Here is a 19,257-nt window from a genome sequence, read left to right on the forward strand (position 1 = left end):
AGCCCACACTCACGTATAAGCCTTAATTTCTAGTAAATTTATAGTAGATTCACACCATGACAGCACACAAACTTAACGAAATGGAAATAGCCCAAGCTCTTAAAAGTTTGCCCGGATGGCAAGTTCAAGGGGGTAAGTTATCCAAGGAATATCAGTTTAGAGACTTTGCTACTGCTTTGGGTTGGATGGTCAAGGTGGGTGTTTATGCTGACACTCTAGGACACCATCCAGAATGGTTTAATGTTTATAACAAAGTAGTGGTTAATCTCGCTACTCATGATCTCGGTAATGTTATCAGTAATTTAGATGTGGAACTGGCACGAAAAATGGAAGAGAGTTTTTAGTAGGTTAATCCTTTTTGATTTTTCTCCACCATATAAATCTCATAAACCTCTTCAGGTACTTTCCATATCGTTGAACCACTTGCTTACCCAGCAATACGGTTCCTAGCCAAAACAAAAGTTCGCCTAAAACTAATAGTGCAGTTACTAACAGTCCTTTTTGCCCAACCGACAATGCTAAAAATGGCACAACTGTGGCGATCGCCACCCAGGGAAAAAAGGAAGCAACGATTAGGAATAAGCCGAACTTTTGCATATCTAAGGTTGGTGATAATGGTAGTAAATTCCGTCATGTTATTGTATCATTATATTTTAACTGAAAATTTCCCTGACCATTCACCATTTTTGGTAAAAACTACTATAATTAACTAAGTTAATAATTTGTAATCAAAAGTAGTTCCTAATTGTGTTTACAACCACACTAACTCGAACCCAGAGCAAACCACCCTTGGACTTATTTACTGCCATTGAGAATTTAAAAACTGAATTAAATGCAGTAATACTAGCTCACTACTATCAAGAACCAGATATACAGGATATAGCAGATTTTATTGGAGATTCTCTGCAACTAGCGAAAGCAGCAGCAAAAACCAGCGCGGATGTGATTGTATTTGCTGGTGTTCATTTTATGGCGGAAACGGCAAAAATCCTTAATCCTGATAAATTAGTGTTGTTACCAGACTTAAACGCTGGTTGTTCCCTCGCTGACAGTTGTCCTCCGGAAAAGTTTGCAGCATTTAAAGCCGCTCATCCAGATCATATAGTTATCTCCTATATTAACTGCTCCGCTGAAATAAAAGCTATGAGCGATATTATCTGTACCAGTTCCAACGCGGTCAAAATTGTTCAGCAAATACCTAAAGACCAAGGGATAATTTTTGCTCCTGATCGCAATCTGGGAAAATACGTAAGCCAACAAACAGGAAGGGATATGCTTTTATGGCGGGGTAGCTGTATTGTACATGAAACCTTCTCTGAAAAGAAAATAGTTGAGTTAAAAATTGCACATCCTCACGCCCAGGCGATCGCCCATCCAGAATGTGAGAGCAGTGTTTTGCGTCATGCTGATTATATTGGCTCTACTGCTGCGCTCCTCAATTATTGTCAAAAAAGCCCTGCTGTGGAGTTTATAGTTGCTACGGAGCCAGGAATTATCCATCAGATGCAAAAATTAGCACCGGGCAAACACTTTATCCCTGCTCCTGCTGAGAATAACTGTAATTGCAACGAGTGCCCATTTATGAGATTAAACACCTTAGAGAAGCTATATTTAGCTATGAACAACCGGACTCCAGAAATTACCATGTCAGAGAAAATTCGTGTTCAAGCATTAAAACCCATACAAAGGATGTTGGAAATGAGTAATTAAGGAAATTTCAATCATGGAAATCCGCGATCGCATTAAACCGTTCAATATTTACTCTCCTAGATGATTATGAACCTAAAAACGAAAAAAGCTATTGAACAACTAGAAAAATTCGTTTCTACTCCCCTAGAAGAAACACTGAGACAGCATGAAAAGACTACACATCAAGAAATAGCAACTAACCTATTTAAGACCGTAGCCAGCACCGTACCAGCTTATCAATCGTTTTTAGCGACACATAAGATCAACGGGGAAACAATTCAAACTTTGGCGGACTTCCAAAAATTACCGGTGATTTGTAAAGAAAATTATATTTCTGTTTACAGTTTGCCAGAACTATGTGAGGATGGCATGTTAGGAGGCTGTGATATGATCGCGGCCTCCTCTGGCTCAACGGGAAAACCCACATTTTGGCCCCGGTTCTTCACTGATGAATTGCAAATAGCCACCCGGTTTGAGCAGATTTTTCATGACAGTTTTAGTGCGGACAATAAAAGTACCTTAGCAATAGTTTGCTTTACCTTGGGAACATGGGTAGGGGGAATGTTCACAACTAATTGTTGTAGATATTTAGCAACTAAAGGTTATCCCATTACAGTAATCACACCTGGAAATAACAAAACCGAAATATTGCGAGTTGTAGAAGAATTAGGCAGTAATTTTGAACAAGTTGTATTATTGGGATATCCGCCATTTTTAAAAGATGTCATTGATACAGGAATCGCCAATGGGTTGCAGTGGAAACAATATAAAATTAAATTGGTAATGGCGGGGGAAGTATTTAGCGAAGAATGGCGAAGTTTAGTAGGTGAAAGGATAGGAACGGAAAAGTTATGCTATGATTTCGCCTCAATGTATGGAACAGCAGATGCAGGAGTTTTAGGAAACGAAACACCTTTAAGTATTTGTATTAGAAGATTTTTAGCAGCCAACCCAGCAGCAGCAAAAGCATTATTTGGTGAATCTCGGTTACCGACGTTGGTACAGTACGATCCTTGTAGTCGGTTTTTTGAGGTCGAAGATAGTCAACTCATATTTTCCGGTAACAATGGTATTCCCCTAATTAGATATAATATTTTAGATCATGGGGGTTTAATTACTTATGAAGGAATGGTTAAATTTTTAGCTGAGTGGGGTTTTGATCCGGTTGCTGAGTTAGGTAAAAATAGAGGAATACACCAATTACCATTCGTTTATGTTTTTGGACGTTCCAATTTTGCTGTTTCTTATTTTGGTGCAAATATTTATCCTGAAAATGTGAGTGTGGGATTAGAACAACCAATTATTAGAGAATGGGTAACGGGTAAGTTTGTGCTACAAGTAAAAGAAGATCAAGATCAAAATCGCTTTTTATCCGTGGTCGTGGAGTTAGCACCAGGGTTAGAGGGAAGTGAGGAGAAAATTATAGAGATCACTAATTCTATTCTTGCTCAATTGTTACGTTTAAATAGTGAGTTTGCAAATTATGTTCCTAGGGAATATCAAAGACCACAAGTAGAATTAAAAGCTACAGGTGATATGGAATATTTTCCCACGGGGGTAAAACATAAATATACTCGTAATTTATAATTGGAAATGGTAGAGATTCCCCAGGTATCATTGACCTATACTAAAATTTGTGCTAATATTTTCCCGTACTCCTAATTTTGACTATAACCATGATTTCTACTCTCCCTAATTCTGGTACTCAAAATCTACCTAAGGTACGCTTACAAATCCGTGCACTGTTACCACAACTGATAGAATGGAGACGTAAAATACATCAAAAACCAGAATTAGGGTTTCAAGAAAAACTAACCGCTCAGTTTATTTCTCATCAGTTACAATCCTGGGGAATAGAGCATCAAACCGGTATTGCCCAAACTGGTATTGTGGCTACAATCACAGGAGCAAAATCCGCCACTGGTAAGGTTTTAGCCATTCGTGCTGACATGGACGCTTTGCCAGTTCAAGAAGAGAATAAGGTATCCTACTGTTCCCAACGGGATGGAATAATGCACGCCTGTGGACATGATGGACATACTGCGATCGCATTGGGAACAGCATATTACCTACAAAAACACCGTCAAGACTTTAGTGGTCAGGTAAAAATCATCTTTCAACCAGCAGAAGAAGGACCTGGTGGAGCTAAACCAATGATTGATGCGGGAGTATTAAAAAATCCCGATGTGGATGCTATTATTGGTCTCCACTTATGGAATGATCTGTTGGTGGGCACTGTGGGAGTGCGTCCAGGTCCTTTTATGGCGGCGGTGGACTTTTTTAACTGTACAATTTTAGGTAGGGGTGGACATGGAGCTTTACCTCATCAGACCATTGATTCGGTTGTGGTTGGAGCTCAGATTGTGAGTGCTTTACAAACTATTGTAGCTCGGAATGTCAACCCCCTGGATTCAGCAGTGGTGACCATTGGTGAACTTCATGCTGGTACAAGGATGAACGTAATTGCTGATACTGCGAGAATGAGCGGGTCAGTGAGGTATTTTAATGGTCAATTGGCAGAATTTTTCAAGCAGAGAATCACGGAAATTATCCGGGGGATTTGTGAAAGTCATGGGGCTAATTACGAGTTAGAATATACACATCTTTATCCCCCGGTAATCAATGATGGGGGGATGGCACAATTGGTGAGAAAAGTAGCAGAACAAGTGGTAGAAACACCTGGGAATATTATCCCTGAATGTCAAATTATGGGTAGTGAGGATATGTCATTTTTCTTGCAAGAAGTTCCAGGTTGTTATTTCTTTTTAGGTTCTGCTAATCCTGAAAAACAGTTAAACTATCCCCATCACCATCCGCGCTTTGACTTTGATGAAGTAGCTTTAGCAATGGGGGTAGAAATCTTTGTGAGATGCGTGGAAAACTTCTTAATACCGCAAAATTAAACTCTATCCTCACTAATAGTTGGCACAATTGTTGGTTCTTCTGTGGGAATGGGAGTTTCCGTAGGAATAGGTGTGGTTGTAGGGGTGGGAATAGGATCTTCCAAGGGAGCGGGGGTTAGGGTAGGAACGGGAGTTTCCGTAGGAATAGGTGTGGTTGTAGGGGTGGGAATAGGAGTTTCCAGGGGGGTAGGAATGGTAGTTCTGGGAGGAATGGTATTTCTAGGAGGAATAGGAGCTCGTTTAATGGGATTTTCTAAAGCGACAGATAAACTATAGTTACTTTCAGAGACTGTTGTAGACAAATTCAGTTGAATAGTTAATCTACCCCTACTTGTCAAGACTCCTTCATAGCTAGTCACTTGTTGAGCATCGGTGCTAAGGGGTTCACCGTCAGCAGTAAGAATAGTTAATAAAACGCCACTTTCCTCATTAACTGCTACGGTGAGCTTTTGTCCTGGACTACCTCTAAAACTGTATTCAATTACTTCCCCAAATTTGATTATTCCTTCTTCATTAGCATTATTAGATGAATCCCATGCTAAATTCCGTGGTTCCGTTTTGCTAGGTGTGGGTGTAAATGTGGAATTGGGGGTAGATCTGGGAATTACAGGAGAATCAAAATTCTGGGGTGCGGTGGATAACGGGGGAGATAACCTTTGACCACGAAGGTAATTAACTAGGGACCAGGAACTAAATCCCGCCAAAATAACTACAAAACCACCAATGGCCACCATGGACAAAGTATTGTCTAAAATAGAACTATTAGTATGAGGTGATATTACTGGTTCAGGTGAGTTAGTTGGGGTGGGAGATGGATGACTAATAGCAACGGTGGGTAAATAGGATAGATTAGGATCCCGAGGGTTTAAGGGACTTGAGACTTCTAAATTAGTTAAATCAAGAAGAACTTCCTTAGCAGTTTGATAGCGATCGCCTGGCATACGACTTAGCATGCGATTTACCACCTGAGCGAACTTGGGACTAACTTGTACCCAGTGCTGCCATTTCCAAATAAAAGTAGTTTCATCAAATAGATCTGCTGGTTCTTTTCCGGTGAGGAGAACTATAGCTGTAACAGCTAGTGCATACAAATCACTATTAGGATAAGCCTTTCCAGTTTGGATTTGTTCCATGGGGGAATATCCGGGTTTACCCACTGTAGTAGCCTGATGAACTGAGGAAGCTGATAACCTGGTTGCTACTTCTTTAACAACACCAAAATCAATCAATACAGGTTTTTGGTCTGTGCTGCGCAAGATTAAATTATCGGGGGAAATATCCCGGTGAATAATATTGGCTTTGTGAATATACTCTAAAACCGGTAATAAAGATTGTAATAAATATAGTACCTCTGCTTGAGTAAAACTTTGACCTTGAGTACGACGTTCATTTAAGATGGTATGGTAGGTTTTCCCTCCCACGAAATCCTGTACTAGGAACAACCGTTGGTCTTGGGCAAATTTTTCTCGGAACTTAGGAATTTGGGGGTGATCAATTTGATATAGTATGGATGCTTCCCGATCAAACAATTCTTGAGCTTTTTTACCCTCGTATGAATCTGGTTCTAAAATAACCAATTCCTTGATAGCGCAAAGTTCGTTAAAACGTCCTTGGTCTTCTGCTAGATAGGTTCTACCAAATCCCCCCTGTCCCAAAAGACGAATAATATGGTAGCGATTTTGGAGAATAGTTCCAAGGTTAATGGGTGATGGCATAATCATAGTAGTTGAAATTAAAATTAAAAGCAAAATATTTAGAGGGTTAAATAAAGCATAAACTAGATCACAGGAATATCAAGCCCAAAAATGCTTGCTGGGGATATAGTTACAAAAGGAACTCATAAAAGTTCCCGGGAAGCAAAAATCCTCCAGCTTCCAGTTGTGGGAATTTTTACATTAATTATCTACAAATTTACAATGCTAAAAGCTGGAATAGTTGGACTTCCCAACGTCGGAAAATCAACTCTATTTAACGCTGTAGTCGCTAACGCTAAAGCGGAAGCTGCTAACTTTCCATTTTGCACCATAGAACCGAATGTAGGCGTTGTTGCAGTACCGGATGATCGGTTAAACGTCCTGGCCAAACTGGCCAGCTCTGAACAAATTATACCTGCACGGGTTGAATTTGTGGATATTGCTGGTCTGGTGAAGGGTGCTAGTCAGGGTGAAGGGTTGGGAAATCAATTTTTGTCTCACATCCGGGAAGTGGATGCTATAGTGCATGTGGTCCGTTGTTTTGAAAATGATGATATTATTCACGTTAGTGGTTCGGTGGATCCAGTACGGGATATTGACATTATTAATTTGGAACTAGGTTTGTCAGATCTAGCTCAAATTGAAAGACGCATAGAAAGATCACGCAAGCTGGCACGGACTAGTAAAGATGCACAATTTGAAATTACGGTTTTAGACAAATTAGTAGCAGCTCTCAACGAAGGTAAATTGGTTCGTCAAGTCAGTTTAACTCCAGAAGAAGCTGGGGTGATTAAAAACCTAGGACTGCTGACTAGTAAACCGATTATCTATGCTGCTAATGTAGCTGAGGATGACTTAGCTACAGGTAATGACTTTGTGGAGAAGGTACGAGCAGTTGCAGCACAGGAAAATGCTCAAGTGGTAATAGTCTCCGCTCAGGTGGAAGCTGAGTTAGTGGAATTACCTGATGCAGATAAGTTTGACTTTTTAGCATCTTTAGGTGTGCAAGAGGGTGGTCTCAAATCTTTGATTCGTGCTACCTATGCTCTTTTAGGTCTACGGACATATTTCACCTCTGGACCCAAGGAGACCCGCGCTTGGACTATTCATGCAGGAATGTCCGCACCTCAAGCAGCGGGTGTCATTCACTCTGATTTTGAGCGGGGATTTATTCGCGCAGAAACCGTTGCTTATGATGATCTGGTTACCCATGGATCTATAAATGCTGCTAAGGAAAAGGGTCTGGTCAGAAGTGAGGGTAAGGAATACATTGTGCAAGAGGGAGATGTGATGTTATTCCGATTTAATGTTTAGATAGGGAACAAGGTGGAAATGGGGACAATGTTAAGCAATACTCCCCCTCTTCCTGGCTTCTTTATAGGAAATACTAACATTTTTAATTCCCGCTTTAATCATCTCCCTTTCTAAAAGGGCGAAGAAGTGATTTCTATCCCCACTTCTAACTACTGCTTGATTATGTGCTTCCGCGATCGCTACTGGATAGCCATACCCCTTTTGTATTTGTGCCAATACGAGTCCCAGAGCTTGATCTATCATCCGAGGGTCATTGACTACCCATGCTGGAAACTCAATTCTGGCGATTTCTGTGCCTACATGCAAATAACAAAAGTAAATGACTTGATCATCATATAATTGTAGAATCCGGGAATTGCTTCGCCACAATGCGCTCCTTTGACCAGGTTGGAGTTGGGTGGCCCATAATGTGGTGTCTCGCAAACCTTCAAATTTTTTACAGGGAACGTAATCTAGTTGGTCTGGACAATAGTTAATACAGTCAGGAACGGGATAGGGACAGTTTAATAAACGCAATAGATTTTTCGCTTCGTTGTTACGAGCTGCACTTAGATATCCAACTATGGGGATTCCTGCTTGACGTAACTTTCCCCAAGCTTCTAAGATAGGTGGTAAAATTTGATCTCTGGCTTCTAGTGGTAGCTGTTCTAAAAACCAATATATTAGAGAGCCATCTACCATCGCTAGAGAGGGATGCTCGTTTTTTATGCTACAGGCTAGGTCAGATAGTACCGTAATTTCCGAAGCAGTTCGGCAATGACTCATCCATTCTTCGGTTTTTAAACCCCATTGACGAGCAATATATAGGTCTTCTTCTCGGTAAAATATCTCTGGTAAACTGTCTAGCAGGGGATGACGATTTTGTCCATAATATAAAACCACTCTCCCTATATTTAGTAAGTAGCAATAGGCAATTTCATGATGGTTAGGAGCAATTTGAGAACCATCCGTGGCAATTATAGTATGTACTTTGGGGGGAGTAGAAATTTGAATACAGGTGTCTAGAGGTTCTATGGGTGTAGCATTGGCAAAAGTAATGCGATCGCGCCATTTTTCCTGACGCTTGACTATTTCTTCTTGACACTCGCAAGCCTTTTTTAAATTTTCCTTTGCTAATTCCAACTTACGGTTACTTTCAGCTACTTCAGAGCAAAGGTGCTGGCTTAAACCCTGCATTTGCCCAGCTAGTTTTGTTAAATCTAACATTATTCACATCAAGAGGTGGTGGGATCAGGAACTGGATATTAACCACTTAGAAAAATCTTGCACAAAGCGAGAAAGTGGGAGCAACTGAATGCGCGGGTCATTTTGTCCAGCTTCTCTTTCTGATTGGGTATTATAACCCCAATCTGCTAAAAAAAGCCCCACCTTGTCTAAATCCGATTGTTGTTGAACCAGTTGTAGAGTTTTCAATCTATCTTCCACAAACCATAATCTTGCTGGTTGATGTTCTGTTGCAGGAATTAATTTTCGTAAAATTTCGTATTTAGGAAGTTTTACTTCTTTACCAAAAATTGCCTTTTCTGGTAAATTAACCCCCTCTTGTTCTAACAATTGCTTGACAAAACGTCCCTCTTTAGTGGTAACAATGAATAATTCCACTTCACTATCAATGGTAACCTTTAATCGTTCTATCACTCCTGGATAAAATCTATGTAATCCCAACCACCCGTCTAAATCTGTGGATATCCACTGGTCACGCAAACCATCCAGTTTCTTACCAACTTCCTGAGATGATAAATGGGATGTTTTTAAGATCTCTAGGACAATTTTTGGCCAGTCTTGTAGGATCTGATCATCAGAAAAACCATCAATTATAGCTTTAATCAAAATGGGCATTTCCCAACCGGTTTCAATCACAGGACGGAGACGATAAAATCTCAAAGCTAAATCATCCGGTATTATTTCTTCCTGGGATGGACAAAATTGGCAGTAGGTGCGCCAGGCCACCTCAAAGTATTCAAGGAGTCCGTCACAAATGACTCCATCAAAGTCCAGGGCTAAAATTGTAGGATGATTTACTGTCATGGTTTGGTCTGAATATCAAAAACTGATGATTTCAACTTAAGTGGGTGGGTTACTCCCAGGTAGTTTAGTCTGGGGAACAGGAAATAGGTTTAAAATGGCCGTGAACTATTAAACTACTATTATAGAGGATTTTCAATATGAGTAGTGCAGGTTGTAGTCAACCAAAATCAGAAATTATCCCCCTACCTAGCTGGTTACGTCGTCCTCTGGGTAAAGCCAGTGAAATCTCCACGGTACAGCGTATTATTAAACAGCGTCAAATTCATACTATTTGTGAAGAAGGACGCTGTCCTAATCGGGGAGAATGCTACTCTCAAAAAACAGCTACTTTTTTACTCATGGGACCTACCTGCACTAGAGCTTGTGCTTTTTGTCAAGTAGATAAAGGCCATTCACCTATGCCCATAGATACAGAAGAACCCCAAAAGGTGGCTGAAGCAGTACAATTGTTGGGTCTGAAGTATGTTGTACTCACCTCTGTAGCTCGTGATGACTTAGCGGACGCAGGATCAGGGCATTTTGTCAAGACTATGGAGGCTATTCGTCTAGTTAATCCAGAAACCCAAATCGAGGTTTTAACACCGGATTTTTGGGGTGGTGCAGGTGTGGGTGAAATAGGTCAAAAGCAAAGAATAGCCACTGTTGTTCACGCTAAACCTGTTTGTTACAACCATAATGTGGAAACAGTACGTAGACTAACAGGATCCGTGCGTCGAGGCGCTAAATATGACCGTTCTCTAAATGTATTAGCAACTGTTAAAGAAATTGATGCTGCTGTCCCTACTAAATCCGGTTTAATGTTGGGCCATGGAGAAACCCAAGAGGAAATAGTTGAAACTATGCTAGACCTACGAGCGGTAGGATGTGATAGAATTACCTTGGGTCAGTATATGCGTCCTTCTTGGGAACATTTACCAGTCCAAAAGTATTGGACTCCAGCAGAATTTGCACAATTGGGTCAGTTAGCAACAAGTATGGGGTTTAACCACGTGCGATCTGGTCCTCTAGTACGTAGTTCCTATCATGCTGGAGAATAAACATTCTAAAACGTGTCAAATTGAATAATAGAGAGGAAAAGACTTAGCATCTTTGGGTTTTACATACACTCGTTCTTTTGGTTCTAAGTTTAATTCATCAAATCGTTCACGACTTAAGTAGGCAGTAAAAGTTTGTCCATCATCTAAAGTCAATTCCACTTGCACTTCCCAACCCAGGTGAATGATACGGTGAACTATCGCAGGTGTATTGGCTCCATTACCAGCTTTTTCTATAATCACATCTTGGGGACGCAAAAACACTTCCGGGTTGGGTGAGTCGAAACCACTACCTTGAAATATTTTAGCAGAGCTGGGCAAAACGTTAACAGGACCAATAAAACTCATAACAAAAGCTGATGCGGGATGATCATAAATTTCTGCGGGGGTTCCCATTTGTTCCAGTCTACCCCGATTGATAATCACAATTTTATTGGCAACTTCCATAGCTTCTTCTTGGTCGTGGGTGACAAAAACAGTGGTAACACTAACTTCTTCATGGAGACGACGCAACCAAGCACGCAGGTCTTTACGCACTTTAGCATCCAGGGCTCCAAATGGTTCATCTAGCAGTAGCACTTTAGGTTCTACCGCTAATGCTCTTGCTAAAGCTACTCTTTGTCTTTGTCCACCAGAAAGTTGGGAGGGATAGCGCTCTCCTAGTCCACTCAATTGAACTAGATCTAGTAATTGCTCTACCCTACCCTGAATTTTCTTTTTTGCCAACTTGCGGATTTCTAACCCAAATGCTATATTTTGCCTGACAGTTAAATGTTTAAATAGTGCATAGTGCTGAAAGACAAAGCCAATATTTCTTTCCTGCACACTTTGATAAGTAGCATCCTTACCTGTTAAAAAAATTTTACCCCGATCCGGTGTTTCCAGTCCTGCTATTAGTCGCAATAATGTGGACTTACCAGACCCAGAGGGTCCAAGTAAAGCTACTAGTGATCCGCTGGCAATTTCTAAGCTCACATCCTCAACAGCATGAAAACTCCCGAAGTATTTAGACACGTTCTCTACTACTATACCCACTAGCTTGATACCTCTCTTACTAATCTACGGTTTGCAACTAGGATTAATGTAATTTTATTTATATCACATATCCATTCAATTTTGCTGGGAGTGGGGTTAGGTATTTATGACGAAGTATGAAGGAATGTTGCAATTATGTGAAAACCTAGGAGCGAAAAGGTCGAACCCGGGAAGGTGTGTGCTAGGATTCTCTGGTAAATTGAAGGATTAGGAGTAAACCTTTGACATTACGAGTTGCTGTTGTGGGTTCTGGCCCAGCTGGTTCATCTGCTGCTGAAACTCTGGCTAAAGCAGGGATTGAAACTTATTTATTTGAGCGTAAGTTGGATAATGCTAAACCTTGTGGTGGTGCTATCCCCCTTTGTATGGTTAGTGAGTTTGATCTACCAGCGGATATTATTGACCGTCGGGTACGCAATATGAAGATGATCTCTCCCTCTAACCGAGAGGTTGATATCAATCTGACCAACCAAGAAGAATATATAGGAATGTGTCGCAGAGAGGTCCTAGATGGTTTTTTAAGAAACCGGGCCGCTAAATTGGGTGCTAACTTAATTAATGCCACTGTGCATAAATTAGATATACCTAATAACAATTCTGACCCCTATACAATTCATTATGTTGATCACAATGAGGGTGGATCCGTTGGTGTGGCCAAAACTCTCAAGGTGGATTTAATTATTGGTGCGGATGGTGCCAACTCCCGTATTGCGAAAGAAATGGATGCTGGGGACTATAATTATGCGATCGCCTTTCAGGAGCGAATTCGTCTTCCTGAAGATAAAATGGCATACTATAACAACCTAGCGGAAATGTATGTAGGAGATGATGTTTCCACAGATTTTTACGCTTGGATCTTTCCCAAGTATGACCACGTAGCTGTGGGTACTGGAACCATGCATGTGAATAAAGCCAGTATTAAACAGTTACAGGCTGGTATTCGCGCCCGTGCAGCGGAAAAATTGGCTGGGGGTACAATCATTAAGGTAGAAGCCCATCCCATACCAGAACATCCCCGTCCACGTCGGGTAGTAGGTCGAATTGCATTGGTAGGTGATGCTGCTGGTTATGTGACCAAATCCTCAGGCGAAGGTATTTACTTTGCTGCTAAGTCTGGAAGAATGTGTGCGGAAACTATTGTGGAAGTATCTAATAGTGGAGCGCGCATCCCTAATGAAAGGGAATTAAAACTTTATATTAAGCGTTGGGATAAAAAATACGGACTTACCTATAAAGTATTGGACCTGTTACAAACCGTGTTCTACCGCTCGGATGCTACCAGGGAAGCATTTGTAGAAATGTGTGATGACATGGATGTTCAAAAGCTGACTTTTGACAGCTATTTATATAAAACCGTAGTTCCAGCTAATCCAATCACCCAGTTAAAAATTACGGCTAAGACCATTGGCAGTTTATTACGTGGTAATGCACTTGCACCATAGTATATGTGGTTTAGGGTTGGGGAATGTCTAATAATCCCCTACCTTACCTATGTTAAACTACTCATGCAGCATAGGAAGAGAGCTTCAGTCCATTCAACCACTGCACCATAGGTGTCCCCGGTATGTCCACCCAGTTTATGGTTAAACCATGCGGGAACAATAAAGGAGATAATATTGCCAATAATTAGGGTAAATAGAACCAAAACAAAGTTACCTTGGTTAAAAGCCAAAATGAGTAAGGTAAAACCCAAAAGCAAAACCCAACTAGGTAATAAATCCATGTGATAACGAATGGCCTGTTTATGAAATGCTCCCTTACCAGTAGATTTAAGATAGGGATATTGGAAAATAGCCAATTGCTGTCCCCATCTTCCCCAACCACAAGCAACCATTAGAAGAAAAAAGCGATTTTGGGAAATATCCGTCAAAGCAGCCATTTTCATCAGTAAAATAGCCAGAGCTGCCATGACACCAAAAGCACCCGTAGCACTGTCGGCCATGACTTCTAATCTTCTTTGGGGATCAGTCACTGCTAAACCATCAGCAGTATCCATAGCACCATCTAAATGTAGACCTCCTGTAATCCCTATCCAAATGATGACTATCAAAACACTTTGTGTTAATGCTGATATTCCTAAGTAATCAAACAGCATATCCAAAAGACCCAAAATAGCGCCAATTAGCAAACCTATAGCAGGAGCAAAAAGGGCTACCCTTTGGAATTTCAGGTCTGGAAGATGGGGAAGCGGGATGGAAGTGTAAAACACAACAGATGCAATTACACATAACAATTGTCGATGACAAAATTGCCAAACTTGCTCAAGAATTGCCATTTTAAAAAGAAATCTTTAGATAAGGCATTAAAACTTAACAAAAAACAGGGGAGAGAATCAAGAGATATAGATGGACGATTAGCATATAAAGTTGATATTTTGGAGGTATAGGTTGTTGTCTGGTAAAAAGGTCAGACATGCAACCAAAGAATCACATTTTGTGTGATTGCCAATTGCTAATTCTTACCCTTCCTCAATCCCTATTTCCCTATGAATAATCATCTACCCGAAATCCGGACACCCGCCCCTTGTATTGTAAACAACGGGATTATTGTGAATAAACTCGATATTCACAAACTTTTAAGCGATTTGGGTCGAGTTCATTACATCTACACCCAAGGAGATAAATTACTCAGTGAGGGTGATGGAGATGTCATGGAGGTATTTGCCCACCCCCAAAGATCCACATTAGTTGCCAACAACACGCTATATCTCAACATATATAGTTTTGACTATTTGGAATTGAAGCAGTCCGATGCACAAGAAACCTACCTTGACCTAATTCAGGAAGAATATTGTCTACGTCTGATTCCTTTATTCATTCCTCCAGAAGAAAGGTGTGATGACCAGTTCAACAACGGGGTGATAGAAGCTATGATGGACCAAGTGCTTTCGACCAGATGGGATGTGGAAATCGATGATGATTGTTCTGATTGTTTGTAACCCCAATATTCATGTCTAATTTTTCTTTTCGACTGGTGGCTAACTGTAGTCAAACCCAAGCTAGAGCAGGGGTGTTTTCCACCCCCCATGGAATTGTGGAAACTCCCAGATTTATGCCCGTGGGAACATTGGCTAATGTTAAAACTGTTACCCCGGCTCAATTGGAAGATACGGGAGCGCAAATGATTTTATCTAATACCTATCATTTGCACTTGCAACCGGGAGAGAAAATAGTTGCTGGTGGTGGTGGACTGCATAAATTCATGGCCTGGAATGGTCCTATGCTAACTGATTCCGGCGGATTTCAGGTATTTAGTCTCAGTGAAATGCGGAAAATTACTGAGGAAGGAGTAGTATTTCGTTCGCCTCATGATGGACAAATGATCAAGTTAACCCCTGAAAAATCCATAGAAATTCAAAATATTTTGGGGGCGGATGTAATTATGGCATTTGATGAATGTCCCCCCTATCCTGCTACTTATCAGGAAGTCACAGCAGCTACGGATAGAACTTATCGGTGGTTAGAACGTTGTATTATGTCCCATCAACGTCTAGACCAAGCATTGTTTCCTATTGTACAGGGAGGAGTGTATTTAGACCTACGCACCCGTGCAGCAACAGATTTAGCCAAATTAGATATGCCAGGATATGCTATTGGCGGTGTGAGTGTAGGTGAACCACCAGAATTAATGGCCCAGATAGTTAGGACTACAGCTCCCCTATTACCCAGGAACAAACCCAGATATTTGATGGGTGTGGGTACTTATCGGGAAATGGTGATTGCCATTGCAGCAGGTGTGGATCTATTTGACTGTGTTATTCCTACTAGATGGGCGCGACATGGCACTGCTATGGTTCAAGGGGAAAGATGGAACCTGAAAAATGCCAAGTTTAGAGAGGACTTTGCACCCATAGATGAGACTTGTCACTGCTACACCTGTTCTAATTTCAGTCGTGCTTATGTGTCTCACTTAGTCCGTTCCCAGGAAATTCTGGCATACACTTTACTAAGTATTCATAATATTACCGAATTAATTCGCTTTACTCAAGCAATTCGAGAATCTATTTTACAGAATCGCTTTTTAACGGACTTTGGTCATTGGATGAACGATCCCGAAAAGGATCTGGAATAGGAAGTTGCGCCTCAAAAATATTCAGTTTCCATCCTTGGGTGTTAACACTGGTAACAAATAAATTAGTCCAGAAATCACCGTTAAAAGTACAGATAGCCAGAAGGCAGATTTAGCATAGATTTGCCAAGTTATGGGTAATGGTGCAATCAGTAGAGCTATGGATAGAATTTGGGTGATGGTTTTTAATTTTCCCCAAATATTAGCTCCGCTAATTGTGGTTTGATTAACTCGCCAACCTGCTATAGCTAATTCTCTTGCTAAGATGATGAATACTCCCCAACCGGGAATTTTACCCAGTTCTACAAATACTAAGAACGGTGCTAGAACTAATAACTTATCCACCAATGGATCCAGGAATTTGCCCAAATCCGTAACTTGGTTCAGTTTTCTGGCCAGATATCCATCTAACCAATCTGTTAGTGCTGCTATTAAAAATATAATTAAGCATATCCATCTAGCACCCTGGGTGGGAATATATAGCCCATACAGTAAAAACGGTATGCCCAATAGTCTAGACAAGGTAATAGTATTTGGCCAGTTCATCCAGTTCATATATAGTAGAAAAACGACAACATTCAACATAGATGAAATATAACTATATACTAGTGACGATAGGTACGGTAAATTTTGATCAGTTAGTCAACTTTTATATGCAGTTACTAGAAAGCCCGCCAACCAAATTTATACCTAGTGTTTATGTTGAGTGGCAAGTTGACCATCTGAGATTAGGTATTTTCAGACCGCAAAAAGATCATGAATCAGAATTTGTAGTTCACGGCAAAAATCCGCTAAGTTTATGTATAGAGGTGAGCAACCTAGAAAATGCCATTTCTGATCTGAAATCTCTAGGTTATCCTCCCACGGGAGAGATTTCCATAACTTCCCATGGTCAGGAGATTTATGCCCAGGATCCAGATGGTAATCGTTTAATTTTGTACAGCAGTAGCAATATTGATAAACAATGTCCATAACACAAAACTACAAATTAAATATCATCCAATGGTATCCTGGTCATATTGCTAAGGCGGAAAAAAATCTTAAAGAGCAATTAAAAAGGGTAGATGTGATATTAGAAGTTAGGGATGCACGTATTCCCCTATCTACACACCATCCCCAAGTTAAAGAATGGATAGGTAATAAATCACGGGTGCTAGTGATTAACCGACTAGACATGATTTTGCCCCAAGTGAAATCAATATGGTCAGAATGGCTTAAAAAACAAGGAGAAGTGCCCTATTTTGCCAATGCTCAACAAGGTCAAGGAATTACAGCCATAGCTAAAGCAGCACAAATAGCAGGAACAGAACTGAATGAAAGGAGAAAACAAAGGGGGATGTTACCTCGTCCCGTGCGTGCAGTAGTGATTGGTTTTCCCAATGTGGGAAAATCCGCACTGATTAATCGGTTGTTAGGGAAAAGAGTTGTGGAAAGTGCTGCTCGTCCGGGTGTCACCCGTCAATTGCGCTGGGTGAAAATTTCTGAACATTTAGAGTTGTTAGACGCACCGGGAATTATTCCTTCTCGATTAGAAGATCAACAAGCAGCAGTGAAATTAGCCATCTGTGATGATATTGGAGAAGCATCCTACGATAATCAATTAATAGCAGCTGCTTTTGTGGATATGGTCAATCAGTTTCAAGAAACTTCCCCCCATTTATTACCACCCCATCCACTACTTTCTCGCTATGGTGTTGATTCTATTATTCATACAGGAGAAGCATATTTAGAGGTGTTAGCAGCAAGTCGTTATCAAGGAGATGTGGAACGTACTGCTAGGACTATCATTAGTGATTTTCGCAAGGGACTTCTGGGTGCTATAGTTTTAGAAGTACCTAAAATTAATAATAGTTAATTTTCTTTTCTATCTATGTCTTTAGTTAAAACACCAGTACAAGCAATAGCAAAAAAACCACTTATTGGTTTAAAAGCAGACTCTTTCCGTCACCCTTTAGACTTGGAAGCAACAAAAACTCTTCGGCAAATTCCAGGAATAGATATTATGGTCAGAAATTTGCTTGGCCCAGTTGCTGAACAGGTATTTTATGCAGAAAATATAGCCTCCAGTATTTTGGTGAGCGAAAAACAACTACCTGATTTACATTATCTATTAATAGATGCTTGTAAGAATTTGGATATTGAGCTACCACAATTATATATCCGTCAGCATCCTAGTCCCAATGCTTATACTTTTGCCATGCGGGGTAAAAAACCTTTTATAGTATTACACACTTCCCTGGTTGATATGCTCACACCAGAGGAAATACAAGCCGTAATTGGTCACGAACTCGGACACCTTAAATGTGACCACAGTGTTTATCTAACACCAGCTAACCTGTTAATATTAGCCACTTCTATTTTACCCAACATTGGCGTTGTTTTAGCTCAGTCACTACAAAACCAGTTATTAGAATGGGTGCGCTGTGCTGAATTCACTTGCGATCGCGCTGCATTATTAGCGACTCAAAATCCGAAAGTGGTAATGTCAGTATTAATGAAACTAGCTGGTGGTTCACCAACCCTAGCACCCCGATTAAATCTGGATGCTTTTGTTGCCCAAGCTCGTGCTTATGATGCAATAAGCAAAACTGAATTGGGTATGATGGTTAAAGATGCTCACACAGCTCAGTTAAGTCATCCTGTACCTGTTCTGCGGGCCAGGGAAATTGATCGATGGTCTAGCAGTGTTGAGTACCATAATCTCCTGGGAAATAAGGGTTTGGAAAATCGAGATCAAACCCAGGGTGGGTGGAGAAATTGGTAAATTGGAATTCTTTTTACCTAAAATGTCTGCTTGAAGGCTCTCGGTTTTACCGATGAGATGATATAATTATAATGTAACACATTGAGAGGTCGGTTCAATGCGAGTCATAGAGTTTAAAATCAAAGCGACACAAAGGCAACAAGTAGCTATCCTGGAAGCTATTAGAACAGGGCAGTTTATTCGGAATAAATGCCTTAGACTTTAAAGAAAAAGGGGAGCAACAAGCGTCAAAAACAAAAGTCAAAAGTAGCCCGTCTTCATTTAAAAGTCTCCAGACAACGTAAAGATTTTGTTGTAAAGACAGCAAAAGCGTTAATCCAATCTAACGATTTGGTAGTTTATGAAGACTTGAAGGTTTTTAATATGGTGAAAAATAGAAAACTTGCTAAGTCTATTAATGACGCAAGTTGGTCAATGTTCACCGATTGGTTAGACTACTTTGGGAAAATACACGGGAAGTTTGTAATAGCGGTAAACCCACAATATACTAGCCAGCAATGTTCTATTTGTGGCAATATTGTTAAGAAAACGTTGTCTGTAAGAACACATATTTGTTCTTGTGGTTGTGTTTTGGATAGGGATGAAAACGCCGCTAAAAACATACTTCAAAAAGCAAATACTGTCGGGCGGACAGAAATTCAAGCCCTCGGACAGACTACCCACTGTCTATTAGGTGAAAGCCTCCTAGATAAGGTAACTGGATGAACAAGGAATCCCTCGCTTTTAGC

19 protein-coding genes and 1 pseudogene are annotated in these 19,257 nt (G+C 40.5%); 13 read left to right on the forward strand and 7 right to left on the reverse strand.

The window, feature by feature from the left end; translation table 11 throughout:
- Positions 1–56: 56 nt before the first annotated feature.
- The gene (locus tag IAR63_RS07985; RefSeq protein ID WP_057178755.1) at positions 57–344 is read left to right on the forward strand and encodes a 4a-hydroxytetrahydrobiopterin dehydratase; all 288 of its coding nucleotides are present in this window, start codon (positions 57–59) and stop codon (positions 342–344) included.
- 4 nt (positions 345–348) lie between these two features.
- On the opposite strand, the gene IAR63_RS07990 is transcribed toward IAR63_RS07985, so the two are convergent.
- A complete protein-coding gene (locus IAR63_RS07990; RefSeq protein ID WP_141303014.1) occupies positions 349–597 on the reverse strand; it encodes a transporter suffix domain-containing protein in 249 nt (82 codons plus the stop codon).
- 150 nt (positions 598–747) lie between these two features.
- Here IAR63_RS07990 and nadA point away from each other — a divergent pair, with 150 nt between their 5' ends.
- The 3 genes from nadA to IAR63_RS08005 all read left to right on the forward strand — a co-directional run bounded on the left by nadA (position 748) and on the right by IAR63_RS08005 (position 4,592).
- Positions 748–1,710 carry a quinolinate synthase NadA gene (gene nadA / locus IAR63_RS07995; RefSeq protein WP_057178754.1) on the forward strand — a complete coding sequence of 321 codons (963 nt, stop codon included), beginning with the start codon at positions 748–750 and terminating at the stop codon, positions 1,708–1,710.
- 60 nt (positions 1,711–1,770) lie between these two features.
- A complete protein-coding gene (locus IAR63_RS08000) occupies positions 1,771–3,276 on the forward strand; it encodes a phenylacetate--CoA ligase family protein (protein ID WP_187707203.1) in 1,506 nt (501 codons plus the stop codon).
- 89 nt (positions 3,277–3,365) lie between these two features.
- Entirely contained in the window at positions 3,366–4,592 is a 1,227-nt protein-coding gene (locus IAR63_RS08005; RefSeq protein ID WP_141303010.1) for a M20 family metallopeptidase, read from the forward strand.
- Here IAR63_RS08005 and IAR63_RS08010 read toward each other — a convergent pair.
- Positions 4,589–6,307, reverse strand: a complete 1,719-nt coding sequence (locus IAR63_RS08010) for a serine/threonine-protein kinase (RefSeq protein ID WP_181407004.1) — start codon at positions 6,305–6,307, stop codon at positions 4,589–4,591. The two genes, IAR63_RS08005 and IAR63_RS08010, sit on opposite strands and share 4 nt — an antisense overlap.
- 201 nt (positions 6,308–6,508) lie before the next feature.
- Between IAR63_RS08010 and ychF the strand changes: the two genes are divergently transcribed.
- Positions 6,509–7,600: a redox-regulated ATPase YchF gene (ychF, locus tag IAR63_RS08015; RefSeq protein WP_096547749.1), complete on the forward strand. Its 1,092-nt coding sequence runs from the start codon at positions 6,509–6,511 to the stop codon at positions 7,598–7,600.
- A 30-nt stretch (positions 7,601–7,630) separates the two neighbouring features.
- Here the strand turns inward: ychF and IAR63_RS08020 are convergent, their stop codons facing one another.
- Both IAR63_RS08020 and IAR63_RS08025 read right to left on the reverse strand, forming a co-directional pair.
- Positions 7,631–8,806, reverse strand: coding sequence for a DNA double-strand break repair nuclease NurA (locus tag IAR63_RS08020; protein ID WP_187707204.1), 1,176 nt, complete (start codon positions 8,804–8,806; stop codon positions 7,631–7,633).
- A 24-nt stretch (positions 8,807–8,830) separates the two neighbouring features.
- On the reverse strand, positions 8,831–9,628 hold the full coding sequence (locus tag IAR63_RS08025; RefSeq protein WP_040010123.1) for an HAD family hydrolase: 798 nt from the start codon (positions 9,626–9,628) through the stop codon (positions 8,831–8,833).
- Between the two features lie 137 nt (positions 9,629–9,765).
- Here IAR63_RS08025 and lipA point away from each other — a divergent pair, with 137 nt between their 5' ends.
- Positions 9,766–10,665, forward strand: a complete 900-nt coding sequence (gene lipA / locus IAR63_RS08030) for a lipoyl synthase (protein WP_187707205.1) — start codon at positions 9,766–9,768, stop codon at positions 10,663–10,665.
- A gap of 15 nt (positions 10,666–10,680) precedes the next feature.
- On the opposite strand, the gene IAR63_RS08035 is transcribed toward lipA, so the two are convergent.
- On the reverse strand, positions 10,681–11,697 hold the full coding sequence (locus tag IAR63_RS08035; protein WP_187707206.1) for a sulfate/molybdate ABC transporter ATP-binding protein: 1,017 nt from the start codon (positions 11,695–11,697) through the stop codon (positions 10,681–10,683).
- A 221-nt stretch (positions 11,698–11,918) separates the two neighbouring features.
- On the opposite strand from IAR63_RS08035, the gene chlP reads away from it, so the two are divergent.
- Positions 11,919–13,139, forward strand: a complete 1,221-nt coding sequence (gene chlP, locus IAR63_RS08040; RefSeq protein WP_187707207.1) for a geranylgeranyl reductase — start codon at positions 11,919–11,921, stop codon at positions 13,137–13,139.
- Positions 13,140–13,186: 47 nt separating this feature from the next.
- On the opposite strand, the gene cobS is transcribed toward chlP, so the two are convergent.
- The gene (gene cobS / locus IAR63_RS08045) at positions 13,187–13,972 is read right to left on the reverse strand and encodes an adenosylcobinamide-GDP ribazoletransferase (RefSeq protein WP_187707208.1); all 786 of its coding nucleotides are present in this window, start codon (positions 13,970–13,972) and stop codon (positions 13,187–13,189) included.
- Positions 13,973–14,182: 210 nt separating this feature from the next.
- Here cobS and IAR63_RS08050 point away from each other — a divergent pair, with 210 nt between their 5' ends.
- Positions 14,183–14,635 (forward strand): hypothetical protein, encoded by a 453-nt coding sequence (locus IAR63_RS08050; RefSeq protein ID WP_168729121.1) that lies wholly within the window; start codon positions 14,183–14,185, stop codon positions 14,633–14,635.
- 11 nt (positions 14,636–14,646) lie between these two features.
- On the forward strand, positions 14,647–15,768 hold the full coding sequence (gene tgt / locus IAR63_RS08055; RefSeq protein ID WP_187707209.1) for a tRNA guanosine(34) transglycosylase Tgt: 1,122 nt from the start codon (positions 14,647–14,649) through the stop codon (positions 15,766–15,768).
- Positions 15,769–15,789: 21 nt separating this feature from the next.
- On the opposite strand, the gene pgsA is transcribed toward tgt, so the two are convergent.
- A complete protein-coding gene (pgsA, locus tag IAR63_RS08060; RefSeq protein ID WP_187707407.1) occupies positions 15,790–16,311 on the reverse strand; it encodes a CDP-diacylglycerol--glycerol-3-phosphate 3-phosphatidyltransferase in 522 nt (173 codons plus the stop codon).
- A 41-nt stretch (positions 16,312–16,352) separates the two neighbouring features.
- Between pgsA and IAR63_RS08065 the strand changes: the two genes are divergently transcribed.
- The 4 genes and pseudogenes from IAR63_RS08065 to IAR63_RS08080 form a co-directional block, all read left to right on the forward strand.
- The gene (locus IAR63_RS08065; protein ID WP_006278830.1) at positions 16,353–16,739 is read left to right on the forward strand and encodes a VOC family protein; all 387 of its coding nucleotides are present in this window, start codon (positions 16,353–16,355) and stop codon (positions 16,737–16,739) included.
- Entirely contained in the window at positions 16,730–17,620 is an 891-nt protein-coding gene (ylqF, locus tag IAR63_RS08070; RefSeq protein WP_006278829.1) for a ribosome biogenesis GTPase YlqF, read from the forward strand. The genes IAR63_RS08065 and ylqF overlap by 10 nt, the downstream gene beginning before the upstream one ends.
- A 15-nt stretch (positions 17,621–17,635) precedes the next feature.
- The gene (locus tag IAR63_RS08075; protein ID WP_057178744.1) at positions 17,636–18,529 is read left to right on the forward strand and encodes a M48 family metallopeptidase; all 894 of its coding nucleotides are present in this window, start codon (positions 17,636–17,638) and stop codon (positions 18,527–18,529) included.
- A gap of 264 nt (positions 18,530–18,793) precedes the next feature.
- Positions 18,794–19,234, forward strand: a pseudogene (locus IAR63_RS08080) (RNA-guided endonuclease InsQ/TnpB family protein); the annotation flags it as partial.
- Between the last annotated feature and the right edge of the window lie 23 nt (positions 19,235–19,257).

It is taken from the genome of Cylindrospermopsis curvispora GIHE-G1 (assembly GCF_014489415.1).
Taxonomy (GTDB): Bacteria; Cyanobacteriota; Cyanobacteriia; order Cyanobacteriales; family Nostocaceae; genus Raphidiopsis; species Raphidiopsis curvispora_A.